Origin of the sequence: Micromonospora zhanjiangensis (assembly GCF_042650605.1) — a bacterium.
In the GTDB taxonomy this organism is placed as follows: Bacteria; Actinomycetota; Actinomycetes; order Mycobacteriales; family Micromonosporaceae; genus Micromonospora_J; species Micromonospora_J zhanjiangensis.
Window position 1 is genome coordinate 15,585 of the sequence record NZ_JBHSBN010000040.1, and the last position, 24,870, is coordinate 40,454.

22 protein-coding genes are annotated in these 24,870 nt (G+C 72.8%); 13 read left to right on the top strand and 9 right to left on the bottom strand.

All coding sequences use genetic code 11. The features are described from left to right. Window positions 1-92: 92 nt before the first annotated feature. Window positions 93-1,052: a helix-turn-helix transcriptional regulator gene (locus ACFOX0_RS31275; RefSeq protein ID WP_377552753.1), complete on the top strand. Its 960-nt coding sequence runs from the start codon at window positions 93-95 to the stop codon at window positions 1,050-1,052. A gap of 66 nt (window positions 1,053-1,118) precedes the next feature. Further along, window positions 1,119-1,304 (top strand): DUF4236 domain-containing protein, encoded by a 186-nt coding sequence (locus tag ACFOX0_RS31280; protein WP_377552755.1) that lies wholly within the window; start codon window positions 1,119-1,121, stop codon window positions 1,302-1,304. 76 nt (window positions 1,305-1,380) lie between these two features. Here the strand turns inward: ACFOX0_RS31280 and ACFOX0_RS31285 are convergent, their stop codons facing one another. Beyond that, window positions 1,381-2,313: a hypothetical protein gene (locus ACFOX0_RS31285; RefSeq protein ID WP_377552757.1), complete on the bottom strand. Its 933-nt coding sequence runs from the start codon at window positions 2,311-2,313 to the stop codon at window positions 1,381-1,383. Between the two features lie 44 nt (window positions 2,314-2,357). Further along, the gene (locus ACFOX0_RS31290) at window positions 2,358-2,879 is read right to left on the bottom strand and encodes a VOC family protein (protein ID WP_377552758.1); all 522 of its coding nucleotides are present in this window, start codon (window positions 2,877-2,879) and stop codon (window positions 2,358-2,360) included. Between the two features lie 59 nt (window positions 2,880-2,938). Between ACFOX0_RS31290 and ACFOX0_RS31295 the strand changes: the two genes are divergently transcribed. Both ACFOX0_RS31295 and ACFOX0_RS31300 read left to right on the top strand, forming a co-directional pair. After that, window positions 2,939-3,403 carry a MarR family winged helix-turn-helix transcriptional regulator gene (locus ACFOX0_RS31295; RefSeq protein WP_377552761.1) on the top strand — a complete coding sequence of 155 codons (465 nt, stop codon included), beginning with the start codon at window positions 2,939-2,941 and terminating at the stop codon, window positions 3,401-3,403. Window positions 3,404-3,461: 58 nt separating this feature from the next. Beyond that, the gene (locus tag ACFOX0_RS31300; RefSeq protein WP_377552762.1) at window positions 3,462-5,171 is read left to right on the top strand and encodes a tetratricopeptide repeat protein; all 1,710 of its coding nucleotides are present in this window, start codon (window positions 3,462-3,464) and stop codon (window positions 5,169-5,171) included. A gap of 29 nt (window positions 5,172-5,200) precedes the next feature. On the opposite strand, the gene ACFOX0_RS31305 is transcribed toward ACFOX0_RS31300, so the two are convergent. Next, window positions 5,201-6,670 (bottom strand): sensor histidine kinase, encoded by a 1,470-nt coding sequence (locus tag ACFOX0_RS31305; RefSeq protein ID WP_377552791.1) that lies wholly within the window; start codon window positions 6,668-6,670, stop codon window positions 5,201-5,203. 53 nt (window positions 6,671-6,723) lie between these two features. Next, window positions 6,724-7,380 carry a response regulator transcription factor gene (locus ACFOX0_RS31310; protein WP_377552764.1) on the bottom strand — a complete coding sequence of 219 codons (657 nt, stop codon included), beginning with the start codon at window positions 7,378-7,380 and terminating at the stop codon, window positions 6,724-6,726. Between the two features lie 166 nt (window positions 7,381-7,546). Here ACFOX0_RS31310 and ACFOX0_RS31315 point away from each other — a divergent pair, with 166 nt between their 5' ends. The 4 genes from ACFOX0_RS31315 (at window position 7,547) to ACFOX0_RS31330 (ending at window position 13,044) form a co-directional block, all read left to right on the top strand. Beyond that, entirely contained in the window at window positions 7,547-8,728 is a 1,182-nt protein-coding gene (locus tag ACFOX0_RS31315; RefSeq protein ID WP_377552766.1) for a LolA family protein, read from the top strand. After that, window positions 8,725-9,654, top strand: coding sequence for an ABC transporter ATP-binding protein (locus tag ACFOX0_RS31320; protein WP_377552767.1), 930 nt, complete (start codon window positions 8,725-8,727; stop codon window positions 9,652-9,654). The genes ACFOX0_RS31315 and ACFOX0_RS31320 overlap by 4 nt, the downstream gene beginning before the upstream one ends. Then, a complete protein-coding gene (locus tag ACFOX0_RS31325) occupies window positions 9,641-10,513 on the top strand; it encodes an ABC transporter permease (RefSeq protein ID WP_377552768.1) in 873 nt (290 codons plus the stop codon). The genes ACFOX0_RS31320 and ACFOX0_RS31325 overlap by 14 nt, the downstream gene beginning before the upstream one ends. Window positions 10,514-10,662: 149 nt before the next feature. Beyond that, window positions 10,663-13,044 carry a HelD family protein gene (locus ACFOX0_RS31330; RefSeq protein ID WP_377552770.1) on the top strand — a complete coding sequence of 794 codons (2,382 nt, stop codon included), beginning with the start codon at window positions 10,663-10,665 and terminating at the stop codon, window positions 13,042-13,044. On the opposite strand, the gene ACFOX0_RS31335 is transcribed toward ACFOX0_RS31330, so the two are convergent. After that, window positions 13,031-13,405, bottom strand: coding sequence for a hypothetical protein (locus tag ACFOX0_RS31335; protein WP_377552771.1), 375 nt, complete (start codon window positions 13,403-13,405; stop codon window positions 13,031-13,033). The genes ACFOX0_RS31330 and ACFOX0_RS31335 overlap by 14 nt on opposite strands. Before the next feature lie 701 nt (window positions 13,406-14,106). Between ACFOX0_RS31335 and ACFOX0_RS31340 the strand changes: the two genes are divergently transcribed. Continuing rightward, entirely contained in the window at window positions 14,107-14,517 is a 411-nt protein-coding gene (locus tag ACFOX0_RS31340) for a hypothetical protein (RefSeq protein ID WP_377552773.1), read from the top strand. 121 nt (window positions 14,518-14,638) lie between these two features. On the opposite strand, the gene ACFOX0_RS31345 is transcribed toward ACFOX0_RS31340, so the two are convergent. The 3 genes from ACFOX0_RS31345 to ACFOX0_RS31355 all read right to left on the bottom strand — a co-directional run bounded on the left by ACFOX0_RS31345 (window position 14,639) and on the right by ACFOX0_RS31355 (window position 18,113). Then, entirely contained in the window at window positions 14,639-15,691 is a 1,053-nt protein-coding gene (locus ACFOX0_RS31345) for a sporulation protein (protein WP_377552775.1), read from the bottom strand. 233 nt (window positions 15,692-15,924) lie between these two features. Beyond that, window positions 15,925-16,197: a GlsB/YeaQ/YmgE family stress response membrane protein gene (locus ACFOX0_RS31350; RefSeq protein ID WP_377552777.1), complete on the bottom strand. Its 273-nt coding sequence runs from the start codon at window positions 16,195-16,197 to the stop codon at window positions 15,925-15,927. 95 nt (window positions 16,198-16,292) lie between these two features. Then, the gene (locus tag ACFOX0_RS31355; protein ID WP_377552793.1) at window positions 16,293-18,113 is read right to left on the bottom strand and encodes an ERAP1-like C-terminal domain-containing protein; all 1,821 of its coding nucleotides are present in this window, start codon (window positions 18,111-18,113) and stop codon (window positions 16,293-16,295) included. Window positions 18,114-18,141: 28 nt separating this feature from the next. Between ACFOX0_RS31355 and ACFOX0_RS31360 the strand changes: the two genes are divergently transcribed. After that, a complete protein-coding gene (locus ACFOX0_RS31360; RefSeq protein ID WP_377552779.1) occupies window positions 18,142-18,609 on the top strand; it encodes a GNAT family N-acetyltransferase in 468 nt (155 codons plus the stop codon). Between the two features lie 120 nt (window positions 18,610-18,729). Here the strand turns inward: ACFOX0_RS31360 and ACFOX0_RS31365 are convergent, their stop codons facing one another. Beyond that, the gene (locus tag ACFOX0_RS31365) at window positions 18,730-20,304 is read right to left on the bottom strand and encodes a DUF6119 family protein (protein ID WP_377552781.1); all 1,575 of its coding nucleotides are present in this window, start codon (window positions 20,302-20,304) and stop codon (window positions 18,730-18,732) included. A gap of 148 nt (window positions 20,305-20,452) precedes the next feature. Between ACFOX0_RS31365 and ACFOX0_RS31370 the strand changes: the two genes are divergently transcribed. From ACFOX0_RS31370 to ACFOX0_RS31380, 3 genes are read left to right on the top strand one after another with little or no spacing between them, the layout of a single operon-like run. Beyond that, a complete protein-coding gene (locus ACFOX0_RS31370) occupies window positions 20,453-22,432 on the top strand; it encodes an N-6 DNA methylase (RefSeq protein WP_377552783.1) in 1,980 nt (659 codons plus the stop codon). Between the two features lie 3 nt (window positions 22,433-22,435). Then, the gene (locus ACFOX0_RS31375) at window positions 22,436-24,442 is read left to right on the top strand and encodes a type I restriction-modification system subunit M (RefSeq protein ID WP_377552785.1); all 2,007 of its coding nucleotides are present in this window, start codon (window positions 22,436-22,438) and stop codon (window positions 24,440-24,442) included. Next, window positions 24,439-24,807: a hypothetical protein gene (locus ACFOX0_RS31380; RefSeq protein WP_377552787.1), complete on the top strand. Its 369-nt coding sequence runs from the start codon at window positions 24,439-24,441 to the stop codon at window positions 24,805-24,807. The genes ACFOX0_RS31375 and ACFOX0_RS31380 overlap by 4 nt, the downstream gene beginning before the upstream one ends. Window positions 24,808-24,870: the final 63 nt, after the last annotated feature.

A 24,870-nucleotide genomic window follows, 5' to 3' on the forward strand; every position in this document is an offset into this window, starting at 1 on the left:
GTCCGGACCGGACGTGCCCCGTCCGGGTGGACCTGCCCGGTTCGGTCGGCGATCCGCTGCGGGGGCGCCGGCCGGCGGCTACCGTCGGGCGGATGGTCAGCTCAGGTCGCCTCTCCCCCGACGTCGACGGGCGGCCGTCCGCGTCGGACCGGACCGGTCCCGGGCTCGACACGACCACGCTGCGGGAGGTGTCCCCCCGGCCGGGACGCCCGCTGCTGCTCGACCGGCACGCCCTGCTGCTGGTCACCGTGGGGCACGGCACGCACGAGGTGGACTTCCAGACGTACCAGTGTCGACCCGGCACCCTGATCCGGGCCCGGCCCGGGCAGGCCGTCCGGTACGGCGGCCAGCCCGGCCTCGACGCGGTGCTGCTGGCCTGGGACGCCGACCTGTTGACCGGCCTCGGCCCGGACGTGGACGAGCCGGCCGGCCGGACCCACTGGCAACTCGCCGGCGAGGACGAGGACGCGGTCATCAGCGAGGTGAGTCAGCTGGTGGTCGACCGGCAGCGGCACGTCGACGGTGGCCGGACCGCCGACCTGCTCCGCCACCAGTTGGCGGTGCTGCTGCTGCGGCTCGACCTGCTGCCCGGCGGCCGGTACGAGCCGCCGGCGTCGTACGCCGAGAGCGTGACCTTCCACCGGCTGCGCCGCGAGTTGGAACGGACGTACCGGCGGACCCGGCGGGCGGAGGACTACGCCGAGCGGCTGGGGTGTTCGGTCCGGACCCTGACCCGGGCCTGCCTGGCGGCCACCGGCCGCAGCGCCAAGCAGGTCATCGACGACCGGGTGGCGTTGCAGGCGATGCGGCTGCTCGCCGCGACCGACCGGTCGGTGGCCGAGATCGGCCGGCAGCTCGGCTTCCCCGAGCCGACCAACTTCGGCCGGTTCTTCCAGCGTCAGGTGGGTCGGACCCCGGGCGCGTTCCGCGCCGACCGGGGCCGGCCGGCCGCCGCGCACCTGCCGGGGCAGCGCCCGCCCACGCCGGCCGGTCCGCCGGCGGTCGGCATCGGACGGCCGACGCTGGCCCGCGCGTCCGATCAGGACGTTTGACGAACCGGCATTCCGGGCACTTGTGGGGCCAGCCCCGGTAGACATGCTGACGAAGGGAGCACAGCGATGGGTCTGATGTTCCGCAAGCGTAAGAAGATCGGTCCGCTGATCCTCAACTTCACCGAGAACGGTTTCTCGTCGTGGAGCTTCAAGGTCGGTCCCTGGTCGTGGAACTCGCGCGCCAAGGCCCACCGCGTGGACCTGCCCGGCCCGCTGTCCTGGAAGCAGGACAAGAACAAGTCCCGCGCCTGACCCGGCCCGGCGGACGTAGGTGATGCCCGGCGAACCGCCGGGCATCATCTTTTTCGTCGTACGGATCCCCGCCCGGTCAGTTCTCGGCGGGGGCGGCGGTGGGGGTGATCAGCACGTCGCCGGCGAGCCGGCCGTGCTCCGGGGACCGGGTGACCAGGCCGGCGGCGAGCAGCGCCGTCAGCACCCGGTTGGTGTCGGCGGGCCGGTAGACGGTCTCCGTACCGGTGAACGAGCGCAGCTCGGTGACCGTGCCGGGACCGGTCGCGGCGAGGTGGGCGAGCAGTTCGCGGCGCAGCGGGCCGGGGTGCGGGGTCAGCGAGACGTCCAGCAGGTGCCCGGCCGGGTCGCGCGGGTCGCGGTAGCGGACGCCGGCGAACTCGTCGACCGCCCACATGGCGTCCTTGAACGCGTCCAGGCCCCGACCGGACGAGGTGCCGAAGGCGACCAGCTCGACGTCCCCGTCGGCGACCAGCTCCACGGCGGTGACCAGCGGATGGCCGCGCTCACGCAGCACCGCGCGGGGGTCGAGCGCGGTCCGGGCCGGGTCACCGAGCAGGAGCAGCGCCTCGGCCGCGCGGCCGGCGGCGAACGCGGCGAACGCGGCCGGGGCGGGGGCCGGCCGGTCGGCGGTCGCCAGCACGGTCAGCGTCGGTGCGCCGGCCGCCCCGGCCGCGGCCAGCACCGCCGGCAGCCGGCCGACCTCGCCGGTCACCACGTGCACGGCCAGGTCCGGTGGGGTACGCAGGGCGCGTTGGACGGCGTCCAGGCGGCCGGCGAGGCCGTCGTCGGTGGCGGTGAGCACCACCAGGGTGAGCCGCCGCCCGGCCAGCAGGTCGTCGAACTCGGCGAGGGCGCGCAGGGCGCCCTCCGCCAGGCCGCCGTCGTCCTCGCCCGCGTGGGCCAGCGCGACGGTGACCCGCCGCGAGCGGTGCAGCGCGGCCGGCGCCCACGCGTCCAGGTAACGCACCAGCAGCTCACGTCGGACGGCGGCGATCCGCGGGTTGGCCATGCCCGGAGTTCTACCGGACGCGCGGGGTCGCCGCGACGACCGGGTCACGCCGGTACGGAGATCCCGACGCCGCCCCGGGTCTGTCCGCCGTACCGCTGCTTCTCCGCCGCGAGGTCGAGCCGGCCGATCCGCTTGCGGCCCGCCAGCGCCGAGGAGTCCAGCAGGTCCTTGGGAATCAGCCAGACGATCTCGAACTCCAGACCGTCGGGATCCCGACCGTACAGGCTCTTGGTGGTGCCGTGGTCGGAGCTGCCGACCAACGCGCCGGCCTCGGCCAGCCGGGTCGCGGTCGCCTCCAGCTCGTCCAGGGTGTCCACCTCCCAGGCCAGGTGGTAGAGGCCGACGGTCTGCCGGCCGGCCGGCGAGGGGCCGGCGCCGGCGCCCATCTCGAACAGGCCGAGGTCGTGGTCGTTGGTCGATCCGGCGGCCTGCAGGAAGGCGGCTCCGGCGAAGCCGTCCGGTGTCATCGGGACCGGCCGGAAGCCCAGCACGTCCTGGTAGAAGGCGACGCTCCGGGCCAGGTCACTGACGAAGAGCACGGCGTGGTTGAGTCGATGGATGCCCATGCACCGACCGTAGCGCGATTTAGTTGAACATTCAACTACAGGCGGATAGGATCACACCCATGACCCGGTGGCTCGAACCCCACGAACAGCACACCTGGCGATCCTTCGTCGCCGCGACCCGGGCCCTGATGGACGCCCTGGACCGACAACTGCAGCGCGACGCGGGCATCCCGCACGCCTACTACGAGATCCTGGTCCGGCTCTCCGAGGCCCCCCGGCGCCAGCTGCGGATGAGTGAACTGGCCGAGGCGACCAGTTCCTCCCGCAGCCGGCTGTCGCACGCCGTGGCCCGGCTGGAGGAGTCCGGCTGGGTCCGCCGCGAGGACTGCCCCACGGACCGGCGCGGCCAGATCGCCGTCCTGACCGAGAAGGGCTTCGGGGTGCTCTCCGCCGCCGCGCCCGGCCACGTCGAGAGCGTCCGGGAGAACCTGTTCGACCTGCTCAGCCCCGCACAGGTCGACCAGCTACGGGACATCACCGAGACGATGGTCGCGAACATCGACCCGAACCGCGCCACATCTTGACCAAACTGTCCGGTGATCGCCTCTTGTACTCAACGTCGCCGGAACAGCACGATGAGGCGTGTCCTCGGGCTTCGACGAACTCACCAGACGGGCGCGGGACCTCGTCGTCGCCGGCGACCTGGCCACCGCCCAGGAGCTGCTGGGCCAGGCGCTGGCCGACACCGACCCCCGACCGGAGGTTGCCGACCCGGAGCTGACCGACGCCGCCGGGCTGCAGGCCCGGGTGCTGCTCACCCTCGGGGAGCCGCACGCCGCCCACGGCTGGGCGCTGTTCCACCACGCGGCGTCGACCCGGTTGTACGGCCCGTCCGACCAACGGACCATCGCCGCGGCGGCCACCCTGGCGGCGGTCCTGCACCGGACCGGTGACGATCCCGAGGCCGCCCTGCTCTACCGCGACGTCGTCATCGAGCTGACCGCGATCGACGGTCCGGAGTCGCTGCGGGTGCTCGCCGCCCACGCCGACCTGGCCACCGTCGAGTACGCGCAGGGTCAGTGCCGGTTGGCCCGGCACCGACTGGAGGACGCCTGGCAGTTGCACCGCGAGGTGTACGGCGACGGCCATCCCAGCGGCATCAAGATGCTCGCCCGGCTCGGCGCCATGGAACGGGACTGCGGCCGCTTCGACGAGGCGCACGAACACCTGGAACTGGCCCGCGAGTTCTGCCGGACGCACCTGCCCGCCGACCATCCGCTCGCCGCGCAGATCGCCGCCCTGTCCCGGGCACCCGCCGATCCCGGGCACGTCTGCACCGACGTACCCGATCCGGCGGCGGACGGTCCGCACCCGCACCCGCACCCGGACGCGACACCGCCGCAGCCGCCCCCTCCCGACGACGCCACCATCCCGGACCCGGAGGCCACCGACCGGGAGGCCACGCTCCACCCCGAACAGACGAATCCGTACCCGACCGGGTCGGACCGGGACGACCTGCCGGGAGGACCGGAGGAGCGGTGGTGGCCACCGGATCCCGACCCGGCCTGGCCGGACGACCCGGCCGCGTTCGGGACCGCCGTGGCCGGGACGCCGCCGGATCACGGGCCGCCGCCCGGGGAGACAACCCCCGGCGGTACGCCGTCGGCGGCGGATGACTCGTACTGGTCGCAAACCGGGATCGGGGCGCCCTACGACGTCGGCCCGGCGTCGGGAGCCGATTACCCGACGGGCGGCAGGGCCTGGCGGCCCGAGGGGTCCACCGGCGGGGTCTGGCGGCCCGAACAGTCCGGCGGGACGGAATCCGTCGGCCTCCCGGCGGTACGGGAACCGGCCGACCGGCGGCTGCCGGCGGTGTACCGACCGGAGCGGTCGGGCCGGCGGATGCTGCCGATCGTGCTCGCCGGCGCGGTCGTCGTACTGCTCGGCACCGGGGCGGTGATCGCCGGCTTCGCGCTGCTGGACGACGGGTCACCGCCGCCGCGACCGGCCGCCTCGGGCACCGCGGGCCCGGCCCCCACGACCGGCCCACCACCCGCGCCACCGGGCTCGCCACCGACCAATGTGACGGTGAGCGACAACCGGCAGAGCGTCACCCTGTCCTGGACGTATCCGGCCGGCGCGGAGGGTCCGGTCGTCGTGGCGGGCGGCCGCAGCGGTCAGGAGCCCCGCGCCTTCCAGGAGTTGCCGGCCGGCAGCAACGGCTTCACCGTCTACGGCCTGAACAGCAACCAGGACTACTGCTTCACGGTCGCGGTGGTCTACTCCGCCGACACGATCGGCCGCAGCCCGGCCGTCTGCACCAGCCGGGCGGCCCGCTCCCCCGGCCGCTGACGGCGTCCATCGATTAGGCCCACCCGCGATCAGGCCGACGTGGGCTGATCGGCGGTCGCCACCGCCGGGCCGGGCGTGACCGGCCCGGACGGCGGTGCGCCGGGCGTGACCGGCCCGGACGGCGCTGCGCCGGGCCTGACCGGCCCGGACGGCGGGGGGCGGAACGGGAGCCGGACCTCGGCGCGCAGGCCCGGGCCGGCGTCCGCGAGCTGCACCGTGCCGCCCTGCCGCCGGACCAGCTCACGGACGATGGCCAGCCCCAGGCCGGCGCCGCCGGCGTCCCGGGCGCGGGCGTCGTCGAGGCGGGTGAAGCGGTCGAAGACCCGGTCCCGGTCGGCCGGCGGGATGCCCGGCCCGTCGTCGGTCACCGTCACCTCCTGGTACGCCCCGTCGCCCGCCGTCGCGGCGGTGAGCACCACCCGGCTCGTCGCGTGCCGGACGGCGTTGTCCAGCAGGTTCGCCACGATCCGGCGCAGTTCGTCGGGCTGACCGGCGGTCCACAACGGCCGCCCGGGATGGACCAGGCGCACCGGCGGACTCGGGAACCGTTGCGCCACCTCGGCGAGCAGGTCGCCCAGTTCGACCGGTCCGTCGGCGAGCGGCGGGCGGGGTTCCGTGTCGTCGGAGCGGGCCAGCAGCAGCAGGTCGTCGACCAGCCGGCTCAACCGTTCGGCATCCACCAGCAGGTCGTCGGCGACGGCCGGCCAGTCGGTCCGGGCGCCGAGCCGCTGGGCGACCTCCAGCTGGGTCCGCATGTTGGCCAGCGGGCTGCGCAGTTCGTGGGCGGCGTCCGCGACGAAGGTGCGCTGCCGGGCCCGGGCCGACTCCAGCCGGTCGAGCATGCCGTTCAGGGTGACCGCCAGCCGGTGGATCTCGTCCCGCGAGGCCGGCACCGGCAGCCGACGGGACAGGCCGCTGCCGGTGATCTCCTCGGCCCCGGTGCGCAGCGCCTCGACCGGGCGCAGGGTCGCGCCCACCACCCGCCAGGCCACCGCCGCGAGCGCGCCGACCAGCAGCGGGAAGCCGATCAGCAGGGTGGTCCGGAGCAGGTCGACGCTGTGCCGTACGTCGGCCATCGACTTGGCCACCAAAACGGTACGCGGATCACCCGGCGACCCGGCCGGTACGGCGACCACCCGCACCGGGCCGCGCATGCCGAGCCGCTGCGGCGGTACGAAGGTGCGCAGCCGCCCCTGCTCGGCGGTGGCCGCGGTGAGGTCGCGCAGCTCGGCCGGGTACAGGATCGGGACCAGCCGGTCGGCATCGATCGAGGCCGCCTGGACCCGGCCCTGGGCGTCGACCACCTGCACCCGGACGTCGCCGCCGGCCACCGGGAGCGGGTCGGGCAACGCGTCGGCGGTGGTCAGCAGGGCCACCGCGTCGGCGGTCTTGAACGCCTCGCTGTCCACGTTGCGCTGCAACGCCCAACCGAGCGCGCCGAGCAGCAGCACCCCGCCGGCCAGCAGCCCGACCGTCAGCCCGGCGACGCCCAGCAGCATCAGCCGGGCCCGCAATCCGCGCGGCAGCAACCGCGGAAAAGCCCTCGACGCGGTCACGGCGTGAGGCGGTAACCGGCGCCACGGACCGTCTCCAGCCGTTCCCGGCCGATCTTGCGGCGCAGGTAGCCGACGTACACCTCGACCACGTTCGGGGCGGTGTCCACCGCCGCGTCCCAGACGTGATCCAGCAGTTCGATCTTCGACACCACCTGGCCGGGGCGGCGGATCAGGTACTCCAGCAGGGCGTACTCGCGGGCGGTCAGGTCGATCCCGGCGCCGGCCCGGGTGACCCGTCGCCGGGCCGGGTCCAGGCTGAGGTCGCCGGCGGTCAGCACCGCGGGGCGCTCCGGCGCGCCCCGGCGCAGCAGGGCGCGCAGCCGGGCCAGCAGCACCACGTACGAGAAGGGTTTGGTCAGGTAGTCGTCGGCGCCGCAGTCCAGGCCGTCGGCCTGGTCGTACTCGCCGTCCTTGGCCGACAGCATCAGCACCGGCAGCCAGTTGCGGTCGGACCGCAACCGGCGGACCACCTCGTAGCCGGACAGGCCGGGCAGCATCACGTCCAGCACCATCGCGTCGTAGCCGCCGTGCCGGGCCAGGTCCAGCCCGGTCGGCCCGTCGCCGGCCAGGTCCACGACGAACCCCTCGGCCTGCAGGCCACGTTGCAGGGCCCGGGCCATCCGGGCCTCGTCCTCCACCACCAGCAACCGCACCCGACCAGCCTGCCACCGTCCTGTGAACGGACACAGCCTTTCTCAGCCGCCTCACAGTGCCGATCCGGCAGGATCGTCCCAGTAAGCCGAGAACCGGTCCCCGCGACCGGTTCCACGAGGGGTGGAGCGCGGTCCGCCGGGACCGGCTCCAGGAGGGGTGCAGCAGATGTCGATTTTCACCAACCGACCCGCCCTGCGGTGGGCCGTACCGGTCGCCGCGACCGCCGTGGTGATCGGCGGCGGCGCGGCGGTGGGCACGTTCGCCGCCGCGGCCGAGCCGCCGCTGCCGGCCCGCAGCGCCGCACAGCTTCTGGTCGACCTGCAGACGGCCCGGCTGGACGGGCTGTCCGGCACGGTCGTGCAGCGCGCCGACCTCGGCCTGCCGGCGGTGGTCGGCCTGGCCGGTCAGGTCGGCCAGGGCGGCACCGAGCTGACCTCGCTGCTGGCCGGCACGCATACCCTGCGGGTCTGGTACGCGGGTCCGGAGCGCCAGCGGATCGCCCTGATGGGCACGCTCGGCGAGACCGACGTGATCCACAACGGCAAGGACGTCTGGACCTGGAACAGCCAGCGCAACGAGGCGACCCACCGGACGATGACCGGCAAGGACGGCGCCGCCGACCGGCACGCCGTACCGGACGGGCTGCCGGCCACCCCGCAGCAGGCCGCCGAGCGGGCCCTCGCGGCGGTGAACCCGACCACCGAGGTCACCGTCGGACGGTCGGCCCGGATCGCCGGCCGGGACGCGTACGAACTGGTGCTCGGGCCGCGGGACAAGACCTCCCTGGTCGGGCAGGTCCGGATCGCGATCGACGCCAAGGAGCACGTGCCGCTGCGGTTCGAGGTGTACGCCAAGGGCACCGACCAGCCGGCGTACGAGATGGCCTTCACCCAGGTCGACTTCAGCCGGCCGGACGCGGCGCAGTTCGCGTTCAACCCGCCGCCCGGCGCGAAGGTCACCGAGTCCGACGCCGTCGAGGCGAAGGAGTCCGCCCCGACGGCGGCGCAGCGGCAGCAGGCCGAGGCCGCGGCGAAGCAGGCCCGGCCGACCACCGTCGGCACCGGCTGGACCACCGTGCTGGTGGCCCACCTGCCCAAGGACGGCACGCTGACCGGCGACAAGGCCGGCAAGGCCGACAAGGCCGGTGCCACGGCCGGCGCCGACAAGGGCGACATCGGTCAGCTGACCGGGCTGCTCGACAAGCTGCCGAAGGTGAGCGGCGCCTGGGGCAGCGGTCACCTGTTCAGCAGCAAGCTGGTCACCGCCCTGCTGACCGACGACGGGCGGGTGCTGGTCGGCGCGGTCGCGCCGGAGAGGTTGTACGAGGTCGCCCAGGCGAACAAGTGACGTACGCGGTCGAGTCCACCGGGCTCACCAAGCGGTTCGGACGCCAGGTCGCGGTGAACGCCGTCGACCTGGCGGTTCCGCGTGGCGCGGTGTACGGCTTCCTCGGGCCGAACGGGTCCGGCAAGACGACCACGATCCGGATGCTGCTCGGCCTGGTCCGGCCCACCGCGGGCGGGCACCGGCTGCTCGGCGAGCCGATGCCGGAGGCGGCCACGGCGGTGCTGCCCCGGGTCGGCGCGCTGGTCGAGGGGCCGGCGTTCCACCCGTACCTGACCGGGCGGGAGAACCTGCACCGGCTGGACGCGGCCGACCGTACCGCCGATCCGGGCAGCGCGGCGGCCCGGATCGGCGCGGCGCTGGACCGGGTCGGGTTGACCGCGGCGGCCGGCAAGCGGGTCCGCGCCTACTCGCTCGGCATGCGTCAGCGGCTCGGGCTGGCCGCGGCCCTGCTCACCCCGACCGAGTTGCTGATCCTGGACGAACCGACCAACGGCCTCGACCCGCAGGGCACCCGCGAGGTGCGGTCGCTGATCGCGGCGCTGGCCGCCGAGGGCGCCACCGTGCTGCTCTCCACCCACCTGCTGTCCGAGGTGGAGCAGATCTGCACCGACGTGGGCGTGATGCACCAGGGCCGGTTGGTGGCGCAGGCGCCGCTGACCCGGCTCCGCGCCGGCACGGCGCCCCGCGCCCGGGTCCGGACCGGCCGGCCGGCCGACGCCGCGCGGGTGCTGCGTGAGCAGGGGCTGACCGAGGTGGCGACCGGGGCCGACGAGGCGTCCGGCGTGCTCGGGCCGGTACGGCCGGAGCGGGTGGTCGCCGCGCTGGTGCACGCGGACGTGCCGGTACGCGAGTTCGGCGTGCTCGCGCCGGACCTGGAGGAGATGTTCGTCTCGCTGACCGGGGAGGGGTTCGATGTCAGTGGTTGACCGGCCGACGACGGCGCACCCGGTCCGGCGGGCACGCCGGCCGAGCAGCCGGTTCTTCCGGTCCGAGTTGCGGCTCATCTACGGGCGGCGGCGCAACCAGGTCGGCCTCGCCGGGCTGGCCGCTGTCCCGATCGTCATCGCCGTCTCGATCAGAATGTCCGGCTCCGACAACGGTGGCGGCGGCGGTCCGTCGGACTTCGTCGGATCGGTCACCTCGAACGGCTTCTTCGTGGCGCTGGTCGCCCTGACCGTCGAGCTGCCGCTGTTCCTGCCGATCGCGGTGGCCGCCATCGCCGGTGACAGCGTGGCCGGCGAGGCCAACCTGGGCACGCTGCGCTACCTGCTCGGCGTGCCGGTCACCCGCAACCGGCTGCTGGCGGTCAAGTACGCCGCCGTCGCGACCTTCGCGCTCTCGGTCACCCTGCTGGTCGCGGCCGTGGGGGTGGGGATCGGGCTGGCGCTGTTCGGCGGTGGGCCGGTGACCCTGCTGTCCGGCACCCAGGTCGGGCTCGGCGACGGGCTGCTGCGGCTGCTCGGCATCTGCGCGTACCTCACCGTCTGCCTGTGCGCGCTCGGCGCGCTCGGGCTGTTCGTCTCCACGCTGACCGAGCAGCCGATGGGTGCCACCATCGCGGTCACCATGCTCACCGTGGCCAGTTGGGTGCTGGGCCAGATCCCCCAGCTCGACTGGCTGCACCCGTACCTGCTGACCCGGCACTGGCAGGACTACGGCGAGTTGCTGCGGGACCCGGTCGACCTCGGCGCCCTGCTCCCCGGGCTGCTGTCGGCCGGCGCGTACGCGCTGGTGTTCCTGACCGCGGCGTGGGCCCGGTTCGGCTCCCGCGACGTCACCAGCTGAGACCCGGCCGATCACCCGCGCCGGGCCGCTCGTCGGCCCAGCGCGGGCGAAAGCGTGTTTGTGGGGCGTGGTTTTGGTCCACGGGCCGAAAACGCGCTATCTTGAGCAGTCCTGAGCAATAAAAAAGAACGGCACAATAAGCCGTTCGAATGCAGCTTAGCCATGGGGAGACAGTTTTGTCAACGCATTCCGGCGCCGGGGACGACGGACGGCACGCCGACGAGATCGGCCACGAGCAGAAGTACGTCTCGATGCTCTACGACCGGCTCGACGACCTACGGCGGCAGGCGGCCCGGCGGTTGGCCACGGCGTTGCGGAACACCGGTGGCACCCGGCAGGAACAGTCCCAGCGCGACAGCAACGTCGGCATGTACGCCGAGCAGGTGGATCGGTACGGCGCGGTGGAGAACGGGCTGTGCTTCGGGCGGCTCGACTTCCACGACGGCGAACCGCTCTACATCGGCCGGCTGGGCATCTTCGACGACTCCCACGACTACGAACCGTTGCTGTTGGACTGGCGGGCCCCGGCGGCCCGACCGTTCTACCTGGCCACCGCCGCCGCGCCGGAGGGCGTACGTCGGCGCCGGCACATCCGCAGCCGGCTGCGCACGGTGACCGGGCTCGACGACGAGGTGCTCGACCTGGACGCGCCGCGGTCCAGCCGGCACGAGGAGTTGACCGGCGAGGCGGTGCTGCTCGCGGCGCTGAACGCGAGCCGTACCGGCCGGATGGGTGACATCGTCGAGACCATCCAGGCCGAGCAGGACCGGGTGATCCGCTCCGACCTGGCCGGGGTGCTGGTGGTGCAGGGTGGCCCGGGCACCGGCAAGACGGCCGTGGCGCTGCACCGGGCGGCGTACCTGCTGTACACCTACCGGGAGCAGTTGGCCGGGCGCGGGGTGCTGATCGTCGGCCCGAACCCCACCTTCCTGCACTACATCTCGCAGGTGCTGCCCGCGCTGGCGGAGACGGGCGTGCTGCTGCGTACCGTCGGGGATCTGTTCCCGGGGGTGGGCGCGGACCGGACCGAGCCGGACGAGGTCGCCGAGATCAAGGGTCGGGTGGCGATGGCCGAGGTGCTGGCCGCGGCCGTCCGGGACCGGCAGGTGGTGCCGGACGAGCCGCTGGAGATCGTCTTCGACCAGGAGCGGTACCTGCTCGACCCGGCCACCTGCGCCGCGGCGCGGGACCGGGTACGCCGGACCGGCAAGGTGCACAATCTGGCCCGACCGCTGTTCGAGGTGGAGATCGCGCACGCGCTGGCCGAGCTGGTCGCCGACCGGATCGGCATCGACCCGTACGCCGACGACCCGCTCGGCGGCGACGACGCGCCCGGCGACCCGCAGATCCTGGCCGAGGCGGACCTCGCCGAGATCCGCCGCGAGCTGCACGCCGACCCGGAGGTCCGCGCCGTGCTGGACCGGTTGTGGCCGGTGCTCAGCCCGCAACGGCTGCTGACCGACCTGTTCGGCTCGGCCGAGCGGCTCGCCACCGCCGCGCCGCAGCTGACCGACGCGGAACGCGGGCTGCTGCTGCGTGGCCCGGACTGGACCGGCTGGACCGAGGCGGACGTGCCGCTGCTGGACGAGGCGGCCGAACTGCTCGGCGAGGACGAACGGGCGATCCAAGCCCGGCAGGAGCGGGAGCGCCGGCAACGGATCGAGTACGCCGAGGGCGCGCTGGAGATCGCCCGCGGCTCGCAGTCGATCGACCTGGAGGACGCGCCGGAGGATGAGGCTGAGATCCTCACCGCCACCGACCTGATCGACGCCGACCGGCTGGCCGACCGCCAGGAGTACGGCGACGGCCTCAGCACCGCGCAGCGGGCCGCCGCGGACCGGCGCTGGGCGTTCGGGCACATCATCGTGGACGAGGCACAGGAGTTGTCCCCGATGGCCTGGCGGCTGCTGATGCGGCGGATCCCGAGCCGGTCCATGACGCTGGTCGGCGACGTGGCGCAGACCGGGTCGCCGGCCGGCACCGCCGCCTGGGACACGGCTCTGGAGCCGTACGTGGGCGGCCGTTGGCGGCTGGCCCAGCTCACCGTCAGCTACCGGACCCCGGCCGAGATCATGGCGCTCGCCGCCAAGGTGCTGGCCGAGATCGACCCGACGCTGGAGCCACCCCGCTCGGTCCGGGAGACCGGCGAGCAGCCCCGCGACGAGACGGTACGCCCGGCCGCGCTGGCCGGGCGGCTGGTCGAGCTGGTCCGGGACGAGGCCACCCGCCTCGACGACGGGCGGCTCGGCGTACTCGTCCCGGCCGGCCGGGTCCACGAGCTGGCCCGGGCGGTCGCCGACGCCGTCGCCGACGCCTCGACCGGCAACGCCGCCGACCTGGCGAGCCCGGTGGTGGTGCTGACCGTGCGGCAGGCCAAGGGGCTGGAGTTCGACTCGGTGCTGGTGGTCGACCCGGACCGGATCGTCGCCGAGTCACCCCGGGGTCACCGCGACCTGTACGTGGCGCTGACCCGGGCCACCCAACGTCTCACCGTCCTGCGTGCCACGCCGGAGCCGGTCAGCGGTCGGTGAAGTTGCCGATCTGGCTGGCCTCGCCGGACTGGTCGCTGGTCGAGCCACCGGCCGGGGTGCCGCTGCCGCCGGTGGTCGCGTCGCCGGTGGTGGTCGGCGCGGCCCCGCGCCGGGGGCGGCGGTGGACGCTCGCCGGGCCGGCCCGGCGACCGCCGGTGGTGGTGGCGACGCCGCGGTTGCGGGTCGGCCCGCCGTCGCGCAGCACGTCGGGGTCCTCGTCGGCGGGGATGGCCTCGGCCAGCCGCCGCTCCCGCCGGACGTCCTCAGCCGGCAGGGTCACCTCCTCGGCCGCGTCCGGACCGTAGTCCGCGGGGTCGAGCTGTTCGTCGGCGCCGCGCGCCGGCCTGCGATCTTCGCGCACGCCCACTCACCTCCCAGATCGTCCTCCCCGCCAACTCCCCGACCGAACCAGCAATAAACACCCGGCCCTGCACCGACCCCATAACCAGCCCCCGCCCCAGACCCGGCCCCAGACCCCCATCCGCCCCCACTCCCACCCCCGACCCAGACCCTCGCCCCACCCCCCACCCTGGCGCCCACCCCGCCCCACTCCCGGTGCGGGCGCCGGGGTGGAGTTCGGATCGCGTGGGGGCGGGGTGGGAGTGGGCGCGGGGGTGTGGTTGGCCGGAAACGCGAGATCTTGGCGCGAATTGGCCCTCGGATGGGCCACCTCGCGCCAAGATCCCAACCGCCCACCTTCAGAGATCGGACAAACAACGCCAAAAGTGACCGCCCAGGGCGCGATACCCAGGCCGGAGACAGCAATGTCCCGGATATTGCTGTCTCGACCTCGGGATGAAGCAGCAAAATCCGGGACATTGCTGTGATCTTGGTGCGCCTCAGGCGCGGGTGGGGCGTCAGGTGGGGGTGGGAGAGGGGGCAGCGGTGGCCCGGGGTGGTGGGGGGCAGTAGGTCGGTGGGGGCCGGGGCGGCGGGGGGCTGGGCGGGTGTTTGGCGGAGAGTGCGGAGGGTAGTCAGCGGGTGCTCACGCCGTAGTCGGAAAGCGCGGCGGACGGTGCGGGCGGACCGCAGATGGAACTCATCGAATCCGAGGAGGAAAAGATGAGCACGCACACTGCGACCAACCAGCCGGGCACCCGGCAGATGCCAGACACCCAGACCCGGCGGATGCCAGACACTCAGACCCGGCAGATGGGCGACATGCAGACCCGCCAGATGCAGAACATGGCGCCGAGCACCCGGCAGATGCCGGACGGCCGGCGGGCCAGGCGGGTACTGGGTAACGAGACCAAGCCGTCGGTGCTGTCGACCGAGTTCTGGATCTATCTGGCCTCGGTGGGTGCGGTGCTGCTCGCCTCGTACCTGGTCGGCCAGAACGCCTTCGGTGTGGACATCTTCCGTGCCCCGCAGGCCTGGCAGATGATCACCGTGCTGACGGCGGCCTACCTGGTGAGCCGTGGTATCGCCAAGGCGGGTAGTTCCTGGCGGCACTCCGACCGGCACGAGCAGTGAGTGTCCGGCATGGACGCGGTAGACCGATGACAGCGTGAACCGGCTCGCGGTTCCCGGGATTCCCGGAGACCGCGAGCCGGCCCCTGTTCGTCCGACATCCGCCGCGCCGGGCGGGTGTCGTTCACTCCTCGTCGAAGCCGAAGCCGCCGTCGTCGCCACCGTCGTCGTCGAAGACCTCGTCCAGCACCTCGCCGGCCACCAGGCCGCCCGCGACGCCGAGCGCACCGGCAGCCACCATGCCACCGACCCCCGCACCACGACCGTGGTGCCCGTGCCCATGGCCGTGCTGGCCGTAGCCGGGTCCGTAACCGGGCTGGCCGTAGCCGGGGCCCTGACCGTAGCCGGGTCCGTAACCGGGCTGGCCGTAGCCGGGGTGGCCGAGGCCGTGCCCGTGCTGGCCGTAGCGGGAGATGGTCTGGCTCAGCCAGCCGTCCACCTGGGCCACCCAGTCCACCCGGTCGGCGTCGGCGTGCTGGACGGTGAACCGGCCGATGCTGTCGTGCCCGCCGGTGAACAGGCCGCCGCGCTTGTCGCACTCGACGATGACGTCCACGCCGTACTGGTTGGTCACGAAGGTCAGCTCGACCTCGTTGACGCTCTGCGCGTACTGCGGCGAGGCGAAGAACTCGATCTCCTGGTAGAACGGCAGGGTCTGCTGCACACCCTGGATGTAGCCACGCTCCAGGTCGGCGTTCTTGAACCGGAAGCCCAGCCGCAGCATCGCCTCCAGGATCCGCTCGTGCACCGGCAACGGGTGCACGGCCACCTGGTCCAGGTCGCCCTTGTCGACCGCGCGGGCCACCGAGAGTTCGGTCCGCAGGCCCATCGTCATGCCGTGCAGGCGCTGCCCGTACAGGTCGGTGATCGGGGTTTCCCACGGCACCGGCAACTGGAACGGCAGCGACAGTTGCTGGCCCGGCGCGAGCTGGAACGGCCCGCTGACCGGCATCCGGTGGAACTCCATGAGTCCCGCGTACTCGGCGGCGCCGCTCTCCACCTCGACCCGGGTCACCAGCGAGATGGTGACCTGCTCGATGGTCGCGGCGCTGTCACCGCCACGCATGTTGACCTGCCCGTCGAGGCTCAGGCCGGGACGGGTGTTGGGATTGACCAACACCGTGTCCACGCTCGGTCCGCCGACGCCGAACGCGCTCAGCATCTTCTTGAAGACCATTGGACTGCTACTCCTGACGGGGTGGGGCTACGACTGAGAATCGCGCCACCGCGCTCCATCATGGAGTGCCCGACGCGAGTCCGGATGCTATCCACGCCGGCTGGGAGATTGCTGAAAGCGCGCGGACGGTCGACGTACCGCAATTGCCGCCTGACATGAGACGGACACGGAAAAGTGGCCGATCCGAAACCGGTCGGCCACTTTGCCTGGTGCGTGTATGTGTGCGGCGCCGGTCAGACGTGTCGGCGGCCGGTGTACAGCTTGGCGGCCAGGAACACGCCGATCGCGGCGAACACGATCTGGATCAGCAGCTCGATCCAGTCGATGCCAGCGGTGTCGCCCACGCCCAGCGCGCCCGCGACGATGGTGCCGAGCAGCGCGGCGACGATACCGATGACGATGGTCAGCCAGATCGGCAGGTTCTGCTTGCCGGGTACGACCAGGCGACCCAGGGCGCCGATGATCAGACCGATGACGATGGCGAGCAGGAAGTTCGTGATTTCCATCGGGGTGTTCTCCTTCAATCGGGGGGTGCTGACGGTTTATCCGGATCCCCGCGACACCAAACCCCCGCCGTCGACCAGACCGGACCCCGACCGGCTCAGGTGCGGGCCCGGGCGGCCAGGGCGCGGCGCAGGTCGTCGGTGGCGTCCCCGATGACCCGGCGCAGCGTCGGGTCCAGGTCGGCGCGGGCCAGTGTCGATCGCGCCCGCGACACCGTGGCGGGCTCCACCGCGTACCGGGGAAAGGCCTGTGCGGCCAACTGGCCGGCGGCCACCGACCAGGTCCGGTCGGCGGCCGGCAGGTCGGTGAAGTACCGCGCGACGTAGCCGGCGGTCAGGTCGGCCTGCTCGGGCTGCCAGAAACCGGCGGCGGTCGCGGCGACCAGCCGGACCGGGGTGGTCCGGTCGTTCACGACCGTCCCCCAGGCGCGGGCCTTCGCCTCCGGGTCCGGGATCGCGGCCCGGCACCAGGCGGCGTGCAAGGCGCCCTGCGCGCTGGGGTCGGACCCCCGCAGGTCGGCGATCTCCCGCTCCCCCGCGCCGCCGAGGACGACCAGCCGGCGCAGCGCCGCCCAGCGCAACTCGACGTCCAGCTCCAGGCCACCCAGCGGAAGCCGGGTCATCCGGTGCACCCCCGCCAGGTCCGCGGCCGCGGCACAACCGAGCCAACCGCGGGCCGCGGCCAGCCGCCGGCCGTCGCCGTCCGACCCGGCCGCCTCGACGACCGTCCGGCACACCGCGGCCAGGTCCCGCAGCGCCCGCGGCCGGGCCGCGGCCGGCAGGAAACGACGGACCACCTGCTCGTACGCGAAGCCGAGCACCTCCTCGAACACCGGCCCGTCGGTCTCCGCCGGTAGGGCGGCCGTGGCGAGCCGGAGGAACTCGGCCGGCGACCATTCGGCGTCCCGGGTGGCGTCGACGGCGGCCGCCCAGATCAGCGCCCGGGCCAGCGGATCGGCCAGCCCGTCCAGCGCGGACCGGGAACCGGCCGCATGCGCGTCGTCCCGATGGCTGATCGGGGCGGCGCCGGAGCCGGTCAACGCCGCCCGGCTCGCCGGGTCGAAGCGCACCTTGGCGAAGGTCAGGTCGCCGTCGTTGAGCAGCAGGACACGTGGTTGTCCGGTCCCGACCAACTCGGGCACCTCGGTCCGCCCGCCGTCCACCGCCGGGTCCAACTCGACCTCGACGGCGCCGTCGCCGTCGCCGTCGCCGCCGTAACCGGCTACCCGGATCCGGTGCGGTCGCAGGGTCGGATACTCCGGCGGTGCGGTCTGCACCACGGTCACCCGCTGGTAGCGGCCGTCCGGGCCGACCGTCACCTCGGGGCGCAGCGTGTTCACCTGCGGCCGGCGCAGCCACGCCTCGGCCCAGCCGGTCACGTCCCGGCCGCTCGCCTCGCCGAGCGCGGCCAGCAGGTCGGCCAGGGTGGCGTTGCCGTGCGCGTGCGCCCGGAAGTAGCGCCGTACACCGGCCAGGAACGCCTCGTCACCGAGCCAGGCGACGAGCTGCCGGAGCACGGACGCGCCCTTGGCGTACGAGATGCCGTCGAAGTTCTGCAGCGCGTGCGCGGTGTCCGGCACGCCCTCGGCGGCGACCGGGTGCGTCGACGGGCGCTGGTCGGCGGCGTACCCCCAGCTCTTGCGTCGGACGCTGAAGCCCGTCCAGGCGTCGCGGTGGCGGTCCGTCTCCGCCGCCAACCGCCAGCCCATGTACTCGGCGAACGACTCGCTGAGCCAGAGGTCGTCCCACCACCGCATGGTGACCAGCCTTCCAGCGCGGGTACGCCATCGGGTTGCAGCCGACGTCCCGCACGCCGTACTTGCTGACGTCCAGACAGTGGTGGGTGTACTGCCAGGCGTTCCGACAATGTCGGGGACTTTGCTGCATCGCGCGGTCCTGGAAGCAACAAAATCCCCGATTTTGCTGCTTCGCTTTTATGATCATTGGGTGATTGACGGCGGGGTGAGGGTGCGGCGGGCGTCCGACGCGGATGCGCCCGCCCTGGCCGGGCTGCGCTGGCGGCGGGCCACCCAGGAGCGCGGATATCAGGGCGACAACCTGGACGAGTTCGTCGCGACGCTCGGCGACTGGATGCGCGGCCACCCCGAACACCGGGCGTTCGTGGCCGAGGCCGCCGGCGACGCGGTCGGGATGGCGTGGCTGGCGGTACTCGATCGGGTGCCCACGGCCGACAAGTACGCCCGGCGCGGCGGCGACGTGCAGTGCGTCCTGGTCGCTCCCGAGATGCGCGACCAGGGGGTCGGCGCGCTGCTGATGTCGGCCGTGCTGGACGAGGCCCGTCGCCTGGACCTGGAGCACGTGACGGTGCACTCCAGCAGCCGGGCGGTGCCCTTCTACGAGCGCAACGGCTGGAGTCACGGTCGGGAGTGGCTGAGTTGGACACCCGAGGAGTAGCACCGGGCGCAGCCGAACCGGGTCGTGGTCGGACCGAACCGCTGCCGGCCCGGTCAGACGGTCACGAAGGCCACCGTGGTGGGCCGCACCTCGTTGTGCGGGACACCGACGGGTCGAAGGTCAGCGGGTGGGGATGCCGACGACGGCGACTTCCATGCCAAGCCGCTCCAGGTGCCGGGCGGCGCGGTGCAGGGTCACCTGGGAGAAGGTGAACAGCGAGTCGGGGGTCAGCTCCCCCTTGGTGAGCTGGATGCCGAAGACGAAGTCCGGCCGGCGCGGCATCGCCGCGCGACGCGGTTCGGGCAGTCGGTCGAGCAGGCCGGACCAGGTTTCGTCACCCTGCACGATCGCCTCGGCGGCGACGATGGCCTGGCCGAACAGGTGGCTCAGCGCGGCGGACCGACCGGCCCGCTTGACGCAGATCAACTGGTTGTCCGGGCTGACCAGGTCGCACACCTCGATGCCCTGCGGGTGGACACGGCTGGTCACCAACCCCCGGTCGAGGCAGACGAAGCCCCGGCCACCGGCCTCCTTCTCGTTGTAGTCACGCTCGGACATCCCGACCGGCCAGGGCGGCAGGGTCCAGCCGATAGGCTGGGCCATCAGCCGCTCGACCTCCTTGCGCAGGGCCTGCCGGTAGGAGTCGGTGAGGACGTAGAACCGGCCCTGCTGGAAGACGTACCGCTCGCCGTCGATGGTCAGGTCGGCGACGAGCCACTGGCCGAGTGACGTCTCGGCCGGGACGGTCTGCCCGTCGACCGTGGCCAGCACGGTGGCCTCGCGCAGCGCGGCGTACCGCTGGTCGAGCCGGACCGGCGCGAGCAGCCGGCGGATCAGGAGCAGGTCGACGGACTCGACCTGCTCGGTGCGGCCCTGGAAGAGCACCGTCAGGCCGGTCACGTCCGCGCCGAGCAGTTCGACCGGCAGGGAGACACCGACCGGGTCGCCGGTCCGGCCGCCGTCGGGAGGGGCGGCGATCCGGGCCGCGAGGGCGTCCTCGGCGGTACGCAGCCGCGACCCTCCGGTCAGCGGCCGGATGCCCTCCATGAAGGCGAGGTCCGGCACCGGCTCCGACTCGGCGGCGGCCTGGATGGCCCGCAGGTCACGGACCAGGCCGGCCGGGTCGGGAGTGAGCCGGATCTTCAGGGCGTCCCGGCCGTCCAGCCGGACCCGACCGCCGCGGCCACCCGTCCAGCCGAGGTCGAGGCTGTCGGCGTGCCCACCGATGTGCTTGACGAGGTCGGTGTGCTGCTCGATGCCGAACTCCCGGACGCCCGCGCCGGCGGGCACGCAGGTCAGGTCGAGCCGGGCGCCGGTGTCGAGCGCGGTACGGGTCACCTCGGCGACCCGGCGGGGGCTGAGCGTCCGCAGGGCGACCCGCAGCCCGAAGTCCCGTTCCCAGGCGTACCGGTCCAGCAGGTGCCGGCCGTGGCCGAAGCTGATCGCGAAGGACGCGTCGCCGAGGTCGACCAGCAGCAGCGCGCTGGCCGACCGGACCGCCTGGTCGAACGGCAGGCCGGTCATCTCGTTGAGGGTGTCGGCCCAGTCGGGCGGGTGGTCACCGGACACGCGGTCGAGCCGCAGCGCCCGGTGCCCGGCGAGGTCGAGCTGATGGGCCTGGACGGATTCGAGGCCGGGCCGGATCGCGGCGTCCAGGTCGGGCCAGTTGAGGCGGTAGATGCTCACGGTGGTCACGGTCGCTCCCCTGTGGAGTGAGGACGGGTATGGCACATCTAGAGTGAACTAGCCAGGCGACTCAGTCAAGCTGAAAACTATGTACACACGCTGCACTGTCGGTTTACTTACGCTTCACAAGATCCACCGATCGTGCTTAGGATGTGGTGTGACCAGGCAGACGGACAGCGCGGCAGAGGTGACGGCCGCCCAGGTTGCTCGACTCGCGGGGGTCGGCCGGGCCGCCGTGTCCAACTGGCGCAGGCGGCACACCGACTTTCCGGAGCCGGTGGGCGGCACTCCCGCGAGCCCGACGTTCCGGCTGACCGACGTCGAGAGCTGGCTCCGGGCAACCGGCAAGCTCAACGCGCTCGCCGCCGAGGACCGGCTCTGGCAGGAGCTGCGGGCGCTGACCGACGAGCGCCGCCTGGTCGACACCCTCGCCGACCTGGCCGCGTTCCTGGCATTCCTCCAGGACAAGCCGGCGCGCTGGCGCCCGTTGGCCCGCGGCACGGACACCGACCTGGCCGGACGACTGCCGGACGCGGTGGCCTTCTGGGCCGAGTCGGTCGGAATGCCCGGCGGGCGCGCGTTCGCGGCGGGCCTCCAGCCGGGCCAGGTGCCGTTCTGGCGATCGGTGGCGGACGCCGCCGGCACCCAGGGCCCGGAAATCGTCTTCGAGGAGCTGCACGGCCGGTACGTCGACTCGGCCGGACGCAGCACCGGGGTCACCCCCCTCGACCTCGCCGCGATGATCACCGGCATGGTCGGCGGGATACCCGAGGGTGTCGTCTTCGACCCGGCGTGCGGCAGCGGCAACCTGCTGCGCGCCTTCCAACGCCGGCTCGGTGCGGGCGCCCACCTGGCGGGTCAGGAACTCGATCCGGCGCTGGCCCGGATCGCCGCCTACCGGCTGGACTGGTCCGGCCAGCACGGTCCGGCGACGACGATCCGGCAGGGCGATTCGCTGCGGGACGACCAGTTCCCGCTCCCGCCGGCCGGTGAACCCGACGCGGGCGCCGCCCTGGTGGTCTGCGACCCGCCGTTCGGCGACCGCAACTGGGGGCACGAGGATCTCGCCTACGACCGTCGGTGGGAGTTCGACCTGCCGACCCGGGCCGATTCGGAGCTGGCCTGGGTGCAGCACTGCTACGCGCACCTACGCCCCGGCGGCACGGCCATCGTCGTGCTGCCGCCAGGCGTGGCGTCTCGCCGCAGCGGCCGGCGGGTCCGCAAGGAGATGCTCCGGCGCGGGGCACTGCGGCAGGTGGTCGCCCTGCCGACCGGAGTCGCCGGTGGGCACAGTCTCGGCCCGCACCTGTGGATCCTGTCCCGACCCGGTGACGGCCGATCTCCCGCGAACTCGGTACGGATGGTGGACGGCACCCGGTTCGACCGGGAGCGGTTGCGCCAGATCGAGGGCGACTGGTGGCACGAGTTCCGCGACGAGCCGGGCGTCACCGCCGACGTACCGCTGATCGAGCTGTTGGACGACGACGTCGACCTCTCCCCCGGCCGGCACGTACAGCGGACGCCGGACCATCTGCCGGCCGAGCACGCCCGCGCGCTGGCCGCGCTGGAGCCGCTGCTGGCCGGCGTCGCGCAGCGCCGGCCGCGCGCCGCGACGGCGGTCGCCGGGCCGGCCCGGCTGCCGATGGTGTCGATCGCCGACCTGGCCCGGTCCGGGGCGGTCGCGGTGATCCTCAACCGCGAGATCCCCCGCACCGACGTGGGCGGGCTGCGGCCGGGCGACGTGCTGGTGCCGGTGCACGACCGCAAGGAGGCACCGCTGGTGGTCACCGACGAGCGCGGCGACCCGACACCCGACCGGCACCTGCTGCGCTGCGACCCCGACCAGCTCGACCCGTACTTCCTGGCCGGGTTCCTCCAGGCCGAGGCGAACACCCGGCAGGCCGTCACGGGCACCGGCAACTTCCGGTACGACGTACGCCGGGCCCAGGTCCCCCGGCTGCCGCTGGCCGACCAGCGCCGGTACGCTGCCGAGTTCCGGCGGCTCGCCGAGTTCTCCGCGCTGCTGCGCCGGGCCGCGGCGGTTGGGGATGATGTCGTACGGCTGGCCGTCGACGGCCTCACCTCGGGAGTCTTCGTGCCGACCGAGGTCCACCCCTCCGAGACGAAAGGCGACTGACGCGTGCCCACGCACAATCAACTGGCCGACCTGATCTGGAAGGTCGCCGACCTGCTGCGCGGCGACTACAAGCGGTCCGAGTACGGCAAGGTGATCCTGCCGTTCACGGTGCTGCGGCGGCTCGACTGCGTGATGGCGCCGACCCGGGAGGCGGTGTGGGAGCGGGACAGATCGCTGACGTTCGCCAACAAGGACTCCGTCCTGCGGGCGGCGGCCGGGCTGCGCTTCTACAACCTGTCGCAGCAGACCTTCGCCGACGTCGGTGCCGTGGCGGAGAACGTCTTCCAGAACCTCAACGACTACCTCAACGGCTTTTCGCCCAACGCCCGGGAGATCTTCGAGAAGTACGACTTCCACACCCAGGTCAACCGGCTGGAGGCCGCCGGCCTGCTCTACCAGGTGGTGCGCAGCTTCACCGACGTCGACCTGTCTCCCAAGCTGGTCGACAACCACCAGATGGGCTACGTCTTCGAGGAGCTGATCCGCAAGTTCTCGGAAATCTCCAACGAGACCGCCGGTGAGCACTTCACCCCACGCGAGGTCGTGGAGCTGATGGTCAACCTGCTGGTGGCCCCGGACGGCGGCCGGTTCAACACCAGGGGCACGGTGATCAACGTCCTCGACCCGGCCTGCGGCACCGGCGGGATGTTGTCCGCGTCCGAGGAGAAGATCAAGAGCCAGAACCCGGAGGCGAAGGTCTTCCTGTTCGGCCAGGAGTTGAATCCCGAGTCCTACGCGATCTGCCGCTCCGACATGATGATTACCGGCCACGAAGAGGAGAACATCGCCCTCGGCAACTCGTTCAGCGACGACCGGCACGCCGACGGAAAGTTCGACTACATGTTGGCCAATCCGCCGTTCGGAGTGGAGTGGAAGAAGGTCCAGCAGCAGGTCACCGACGAACACAACGACAAGGGTCACGCCGGCCGGTTCGGCGCGGGCCTGCCCCGGATCAACGACGGCTCGTTCCTGTTCCTGCAACACATGCTGTCCAAGATGGAGCCGGTCCGGGACGACGGCAGCGGCGGCAGCCGGCTGGCCATCGTCTTCAACGGCTCGCCGCTGTTCACCGGGGCGGCCGGCTCGGGCGAGTCGGAGATCCGCCGCTGGATCCTGGAGAACGACTGGCTGGAGGCCATCGTCGCGTTGCCGGATCAGCTCTTCTACAACACCGGCATCTCCACGTACTTCTGGATCCTGACCAACCGCAAGGCGCCCGAGCACAAGGGCCGGGTCGTGCTCCTGGACGCCCGCGGCTACTGGGCCAAGATGCGCAAGTCGCTCGGCGAGAAGCGCAAGCTCGTCACCGAGGACCAGATCAGGGAGATCACCGAGCTGTACGCGCGGGCGCTCACCGTCGCCGACGACCCGGACGATCCGCTGCACGGCAAGGTGAAGGTCTTCCGCAACGAGGACTTCGGCTACCAGCGGATCGCGGTGGACCGTCCGCTGCGGCAACGCTTCGAGATCACCGACGAGACCCTGGCCGCGCTCGCCGAGGCCAAACCCCTTTCCCGGTACGCCCACCGGGACGCCTTCCTCGACGCGGTGAAGCCGCTGCGCGGCACGGTCTGGCGGACCAAAGCCGAGGCGAAGGACGCGCTGATGTCGACGGTGGCGGCGGCCGGCGTGCTGTGGCCGGTGCCGGCGGTTGAGAAGGCCATCTGGGCGGCGGTCGCGGTCAGCGACCCGGACGGCGAGACGCAGACCGACCGCAAGGGCAACCCGCTGCCCGACCCGGACCTGCGCGACTACGAGAACGTCCCGCTGGTCGAGGACATCGACGACTACTTCGACCGCGAGGTCCGCCCGCACGTCCCGGACGCCTGGATCGCCGAGATCAAGGACCCCAAGACGGGTACGACCAGCCGCGCCCGGATCGGCTACGAGATCCCGTTCACCCGCCACTTCTACGTCTACACGCCGCCGAGACCGCTCGCCGAGATCGACGCCGAACTCCGCGAACTAGAAGCCGAAATCCAGAAGCTGCTGGCGGAGGTGACCGGATGAGCGACAGGATCGCGCCGTGGCTGGCCAACTCCCGCTGGCCGACCGTCCCCATCCGCTACGTCGCCCGCCTCGGCACCGGCCACACCCCGAGCCGGCAGCACCCCGAGTACTGGGAGAACTGCACGGTCCCGTGGGTGACCCTCGCCGACGTGTGGCAGTTGCGCAGCGGAACCGTCGATGTCATCCGCGAGACCAAGGAGAAGATCAGTCCACTGGGGATCGCCAACTCGTCGGCGGTCAAGCACCCGGCGGGCACGGTCATCCTGTCCCGCACGGCGTCGGTCGGCTTCTCGGGCATCCTGGAGCCTTTTTCAAAAGGGTCGGGTGGACCATCGATAGATCTCCAGCTTCGTAACAGTGCGTAGCACTCGTGGGAAGTCGTGGAGAGACCGGCGGTAGCCGGTCTTGAGGATCTTCCAGTTCTTGAG